Here is a 5,786-nt window from a genome sequence, read left to right as displayed (position 1 = left end):
AGTAAGTGCTGAGCTCTTCGACGTGCACCAATGGTCGGCGCCAGAAACGTAAAAACAGGTCCTGCACCAGGTCTGCGGCAGTCGCCCGACAGCCCACGCGCCGACTGACCAACGCTTCCATTTGCGGTCGCTGCGACAGGAATACCTGCAGAAAATACGCGCGACTGTCCGGGCTGTCGGAGCCGTCGATGTTCTGGGATTCGGGTGGGGTATTGATCATCAAAGGTCGACTCAACGTGGTCCATGCCCTACGCAGGGTCAACGGTGCGCCAATATTAATGATAAATATTCTCATGCGCAAAAGACTCTGACGAGAGCCCGTTACTCATTCGGTCTGCGCTGATTGCCGGATGCAGTGATTTGCAACGCGCGAGCCAAGCTGCTCCCGTGTGATGGGTGACAACAAGGGTCAATACGCGGAGTCAGGAACAGGCGGTTTTCAACGCGGGGGGATCCAGCTGGTCACGAAACGCCAGGTAGTGCTTGAGCACCTGGATCGGCGCCTCGATTTGCGGGTAATGACCAATTCCGCGTAGCAATACCGTGTCCGGATTGGGGATCAACTGGCGGTAGCGTTCGACCATATGGGCACCCGACACCGGGTCGACTTCGCCATCGATCACCCGCATCGCAACGGTGCCCGCTTGCATGGCCTTGACCCACCTGTCCCGCTGCATGCGGCGTTGCGGGATGTAGTTGATCAGTTTGTGCATGATCCGCGTGCCGCGGTTGTTGTCGATCAGGCTCCAGAAATCGTCCAGTTCACTTTCACTCGGACGGGTCCGGGGGCCAAAGACCTGTCGGAAACTCTTGACCAGCCCATCCCGACTGAACGCCCGTCCGATCATCCAGCCCAACGGACTGAGCAACAGCTTTTGCATCAGCACCGGCCGATGGGTTTCGGGAAACAGGCCACCGTTGAGGAACACACAACTGCCAATCTCGACACGCGCCTCAGTATGTCGGGCCAACAACTCCTGGGCCACGCTGTCACCGTAATCATGTGCCAGCAGGTGCACAGGCTGCCGGACACCCAGATATTCCAGTAGCGCCTGCTGCAAGTCGGCCTGCTCCAACAGGCAATACTCATGGTCCAGCGGCTTGGCCGAGTCGCCAAAACCCAGCATGTCGCAGGCGATCACTCGATACCGCTGGGTCAAGGGTTGCCACAGGTAATGCCAGTCCCAACTGGCAGTGGGGAATCCGTGAATCAGCAACAAGGGCTCAYCCTGCCCGGCCACCCAATAGCGAATGGTCTGACCACGGAACACAAAGCTCTGACCGCGTTTGCGCCAGACGCACAGAGGGATCTCGGCGAGCGCCATCAGAGTCTGTAACCCGGGGCTTGTTGATCGAGTTTGCGCAGCAACGCCGGCCAGGCCAGCGCGCCACCCATCCCTTGAGCACTTTTGGTCACGCCGGCAATCATCGCCTTGGCACCCGCGAGAATCTGCGGTTCGATGGCAATCAGTTCAGCCCCGCCGTTCTGCGCCAGCACCTGGATCTCGCAGGCACGCTGGAAGGTGAACATCATCAAAAAGGTGTCGGCAATGCTGCTGCCACAGGTCAGTAGCCCGTGGTTGTGCAACATCAGAAAATTGTTTTCACCGAGGTCGGCTTGCAGGCGCGCCTTTTCCTCGTGGTTGAGCGCGACACCTTCATAGGCGTGATACGCCAGGCTGGACAGCACAAACAGTGATTGCTGGCTGATGGGCAATACGCCCTGCTTCTGCGCGGAAACCGCCACACCGGCCGCCGTGTGGGTATGCAGCACGCACACCACGTCGTGACGCACTTCATGCACGGCGCTGTGGATGGTGTATCCGGCGGGATTGATCTCGTAGGGGCTGTGCATCAGCTTGTTGCCGGCCTGATCGACTTTGACCAGGCTCGATGCGGTAATTTCGTGAAACATCATTCCGAACGGATTAATCAAAAAATCTTCAGTCCCCGGCACCTTGGCGGAAATGTGGGTGAAGATCAGATCGTCCCACCCCTGCAACGCCACCAGCCGATAGCAGGCCGCCAGATCGACACGGGTTTGCCACTCGGCGGCGCTAACTTGGTCTTTTACATCGGATGTCGATTGAACGGGGGTTACGCTCACGGCGAGGACCTCTGGTTCTTATTATTTATTTCGTAGGGGTAAACGCAGTCTAGTCAGCTGTCGGGGTTCGTGTAGTTGCATTCGCAGCCAGCTTACTGACCCAACGAGTCAGCAAGCCTGCGGCCGCTAAATGAGGTGAACGCCGTCACAACACCCATGTCAGCAGCGGCGCTGCAAACAGGTTCAACAACCCGGTCARCACCATCACCAAGCCCGCCACCGAGCCCTCTTCGCCGCCCACTTCACGGGCACGGCTGACGCCTGCACCGTGCGCGCCGACGCCAAACAAGGCGCCGCGTGCCAAGGCGCTGCGCAAGGGTAGCCACTTGAGCAAAATGCCGCCCAGCGCGGCGCCAAAGACGCCGGTGAACATCACGAATACCGCCGTCAAGTCCGGCACTCCGCCAAGGTCATGGGCCAACGGCATGGCGAATGGCGTGGTAATCGAGCGAGGCACCAGTGACATCGTCACCGAACTGTCCAGCGCCAGGGCCTTGGCCAGACCGAACGAGCTGCCGATCGATACCGCACTGCCCGCCAACATCCCCAGCAACAACGCCGACCAATGGCGTATCAACAATTGCCGCTGCAGCCAGATCGGTACCGCGAACGCCACGGTGACCGGCCCCAGTACCAGCATCAACCAATGAGTGTTGCTCGAATACTCGGCGTATGCGGTATGCAGCGGCACGGCGATCGCCAGCAACATGGCGGGTACCAGAATCAGCGGTGACAACAGGTAACGCCCGCTGCGCCGATAAATCCAGCGACTGAACAGGTAGGCCGCCAGGGTAAAGACCAGCCAGAACACTGGCATCCACTCAAGCTTCATGACGCATCCTCCAGCGGCAAACCAGCTCTACCGTAAACGCGGTCACGACCATCACCATCAGCGTGCTGACACCAATGACCACCAGGATTCGCCAGCCCTCTTCACGCAGCAGGCCGCCATAGTCGAGCAGGCTCATCAGTGCCGGAATAAAGAACAGCAGCATCTCGGCCATCAGCAAGCCGGCGCCCATTTGCAAGGTCGCCGGTTTGACCCAGCCCAGAGCAAACGCCAGCAGCAACAGCGCCAGGCCGATCACCCCACCCGGAATCGGCCAGGCAAACCAGACGGCCAACTGACAACCAAGCAGGTAGATGACCAGCAGTACCGTCAGCTCAGCGACCAGGCGACCCAGGTGTTTCAGCATTGATGTGTTCATTTTTTCGCTCCTTACAGGCGCTCATTTTAAGGAGCCGGCTGTCATCCCCGAAGCGAATTGTTAGACTCATAACTATTCCAGACTGGAATTACACATATGGAATTCAAACAGCTGCGCAGCTTCGTCGAAGTCATCCACCAGGGCGGCTTTACCCAAGCAGCCAAGACCTTGCACATCAGCCAATCGGCAGTGAGCAAACAGGTCGCTCAACTCGAACACAGCCTGGGCACGCCTCTGCTGGAGCGCCTCGGTTCGCAGATTCGTCTGACGGCCGCCGGTGGCGTGGTCTTGCAGCGCGCCGAAGGCATGCTGCGGCTGCGCAACGAACTGCTCAGCGAACTGGATGACCTGAGTCAACTGGCGCGGGGAGAACTGCGTCTGGGATTACCACTGCTGGGCAGTGATGCTCTATTTGCCGGGTTGTTCGCCGAGTACCGACGCCGTTATCCGAACATCAACGTGCAGCTACTTGAAGGCGGAAGCCTGAATATCGAGCAAGCCGTGTTGAGCGGCGAACTGGAACTGGGCGGCAGCCTTCTACCGAAAGACCCGCAGTTCGCCTTTCAGCCGTTCTGTGACGAGCCTCTGGATGCGTTATTACCCGCCGATCATCCACTGGCCATGAATAGTCACATTCGATTGGAAGAGCTGGCGGACACACCGTTTCTGCTTTATCAGCGCAGCTTCGTGCTCAACGACCGTTTGCTCCAGGCGTGCCAGCAACTGGGTTTCACGCCAAAGGAAGGTGGGCGCAGCGGCCAGGCGGACTTTCTTGCGGCGCTGGTGGCCGCTGGGCAAGGCGTGGTGTTGCTGCCCAGCGTGGTGGCACGCGGGCTGGTCAGGCCCGGGGTGGTGCGCCTGACCTTGCAAGCGCCGAGTTACCTGCGCTGGGACATCGCGTTTATCTGGCGTCAGGGCGCCTACCTTTCAAAAGCCGCCCAGGCCTGGCTCGCGTTACTGCGCGAGCGCCCGGTCAGCCGCGCAGCGCGCTGATCAATTCTGCCAACCAGGGTTCGGCGTCAGTTTCCGGGGTCACGCTTTCGCTGGCGTCCAGGCGCAGCATGGGCAGCACTTCGCGCACGCCCACCTCAGCGAACAGCTCACGTATTTGTTCGCCGCCACCACAGAAGGTATCGCCGTAGCTGGCATCCCCCAGGCCAATCACCGCTCCCGGTAAACCGCGCCAGGCAGCGGGCAGTTGATCGCGAATCATCGAATACAGCGGTTGCAGGTTGTCCGGCAACTCGCCCATGCCCGTGGTCGAGGTGACGGCCAGAAAGGCTTCGGGAGCGAACGCCTGGACATCGGCCAGGGTTGCACGCGGGTTGTGCCAGGCGTCAAAACCTGCAGCCTTGAGAAGTTTGGCYGCATGCCGGGCGACTTCTTCAGCCGTGCCGTACACCGAGCCGGAAAGAATGGCGACTTTCATCAATCTGATCCTGATGCAGAGTAAAAGGCCCGGATATTAACAGCTGAGGCAAAAAAGCTGCGAATGCCTTGCAAATAGGTCTGGTGGCCAGTGGACAGTCCGCAACCATGTCATAGAATGCAGCATCATCATTCGATGCAGAAAGGACTCTCTGATGATCAATGCCCAGCTGATGCAATTAGTAATCAACGCTTCAAATGATGGAATTGTCATCGCGGAAAGGGAAGGCGAAGATAACATCCTGATTTACGTTAACCCCGCCTTCGAAAAACTGACCGGCTACAGTGCTGAAGAAATCCTGTATCAGGACTGTCGCTTTCTTCAGTCTGGGGATCGCGATCAGGCCGCACTGGAGCTGATCCGCGAAACACTGCGTGATGGGAAGTCCTGCCGGGAAATTCTGCGCAACTACCGCAAGGACGGCACACACTTCTGGAATGAGCTGTCGCTTTCAATGGTGTACAACAAACACGACAAGCAGACTTATTTCATCGGCGTGCAGAAAGACGTCACTGCTCAGGTCAAGGCGCAACAGCGGGTTGAACAACTGGAAGCCCAGCTGGCTGAAGTCCAGGCAGAGCTTCAGGCACTCAAAGCGACAAACGGTTAAAACAAGCTGTCGAATTAATGGTCATTAACTACAATCACCAATAACTTTGTAATTATTTCTTTCGAGCTAACCATGCACCGCGATGCCCTTCTGACTCAGGATGAACTGGATTTCATCCAGACCATGCAGCACAACCCGCAGCTTAACGTTCGCGATGCGACGTCGAGCCTGCTGGTTAATGGGGGCTCGCAAATCCGTGATTTATTGACACGTCTGGCGGCCAATGAGCAGGTCACCATTCAGGCACATTTCGAAAATCAGCAAATGACCTTTCCGCTACATTTGGTGGAAGATGAGTTTCATGCACTGCATTTGCGCCTGGGCGTACCCAGCATCTACGAGGACGGGCCGATGGTTCGCCCCTGGCGTCTGGCGCTTGAAGAGCCCGTAGCCCTGGAGAACGCCAAAGGCCAACCCGGCACGTTCTGGGTC

The 5,786-nt window shown here is 58.2% G+C and carries 8 protein-coding genes and 1 pseudogene; 3 read left to right on the top strand and 6 right to left on the bottom strand.

From position 1 onward, the window contains the following. From AC1DH9_RS20220 to AC1DH9_RS20200, 5 genes are all read right to left on the bottom strand, one after another. Positions 1–223: RNA polymerase sigma factor (locus AC1DH9_RS20220; RefSeq protein WP_477808658.1), on the bottom strand; the 223-nt coding region annotated here is incomplete at its 3' end. A gap of 199 nt (positions 224–422) precedes the next feature. After that, positions 423–1,325: an alpha/beta fold hydrolase gene (locus AC1DH9_RS20215; protein WP_477808657.1), complete on the bottom strand. Its 903-nt coding sequence runs from the start codon at positions 1,323–1,325 to the stop codon at positions 423–425. Next, positions 1,325–2,107: a class II aldolase/adducin family protein gene (locus AC1DH9_RS20210; RefSeq protein ID WP_427544291.1), complete on the bottom strand. Its 783-nt coding sequence runs from the start codon at positions 2,105–2,107 to the stop codon at positions 1,325–1,327. The genes AC1DH9_RS20215 and AC1DH9_RS20210 overlap by 1 nt, the downstream gene beginning before the upstream one ends. 145 nt (positions 2,108–2,252) lie before the next feature. Then, positions 2,253–2,939: an LrgB family protein gene (locus AC1DH9_RS20205; RefSeq protein ID WP_427544294.1), complete on the bottom strand. Its 687-nt coding sequence runs from the start codon at positions 2,937–2,939 to the stop codon at positions 2,253–2,255. Continuing rightward, a complete protein-coding gene (locus AC1DH9_RS20200) occupies positions 2,929–3,315 on the bottom strand; it encodes a CidA/LrgA family protein (RefSeq protein WP_427544297.1) in 387 nt (128 codons plus the stop codon). Before AC1DH9_RS20200 ends, AC1DH9_RS20205 begins: the two co-directional genes overlap by 11 nt. Positions 3,316–3,411: 96 nt before the next feature. On the opposite strand from AC1DH9_RS20200, the gene AC1DH9_RS20195 reads away from it, so the two are divergent. Beyond that, entirely contained in the window at positions 3,412–4,308 is an 897-nt protein-coding gene (locus tag AC1DH9_RS20195; protein WP_427544300.1) for a LysR family transcriptional regulator, read from the top strand. Here AC1DH9_RS20195 and AC1DH9_RS20190 read toward each other — a convergent pair. Beyond that, complete coding sequence (locus AC1DH9_RS20190) at positions 4,289–4,744, bottom strand: flavodoxin (protein WP_427544302.1); 456 nt, start codon at positions 4,742–4,744, stop codon at positions 4,289–4,291. The genes AC1DH9_RS20195 and AC1DH9_RS20190 overlap by 20 nt on opposite strands. 154 nt (positions 4,745–4,898) lie before the next feature. Here AC1DH9_RS20190 and AC1DH9_RS20185 point away from each other — a divergent pair, with 154 nt between their 5' ends. Both AC1DH9_RS20185 and AC1DH9_RS20180 read left to right on the top strand, forming a co-directional pair. Further along, entirely contained in the window at positions 4,899–5,354 is a 456-nt protein-coding gene (locus AC1DH9_RS20185) for a PAS domain-containing protein (protein ID WP_427544304.1), read from the top strand. A 72-nt stretch (positions 5,355–5,426) separates the two neighbouring features. Further along, positions 5,427–5,786, top strand: a pseudogene (locus AC1DH9_RS20180) (hypothetical protein); the annotation flags it as partial.

The organism is Pseudomonas sp. 05T35 (assembly GCF_056396605.1).
This window is presented reverse-complemented; position numbering and strand designations above follow the sequence as displayed.